Annotated in this window: 1 pseudogene; it reads left to right on the top strand. The window is 57.8% G+C overall.

The features are described from left to right. Positions 1-251: pseudogene (locus tag ULO1_RS12360) on the top strand (IS200/IS605 family accessory protein TnpB-related protein); the annotation flags it as partial.

Below are 251 nucleotides of genomic sequence, written 5' to 3'. Positions count from 1 at the left end.
CTCAGCCTGGCTATGAGGAAACTGGCGAAGGCAGAGGAAAAGGGGGCTGCTTCAGAAGTTATTGAAAAGCTCCGCCTGGCAGTCAAGGGGCGGAACAAGCGGGTGGTTTCACTCGCAAAAAGGCTGGCTGAACTGAAGGATTACCAGGAGAAGGGGACAATACCAGAGGTAGTCTTTGGGGGCAGAAGGCTGTGGGAAAAGGTCTGCCAGGGCCGGGCCGCCCGTGAAAAATGGCGGCACGCCCGCAGGAA

This window comes from Carboxydocella sp. ULO1, from assembly GCF_002049255.1.
Lineage (GTDB): Bacteria > Bacillota.
This window is presented reverse-complemented; position numbering and strand designations above follow the sequence as displayed.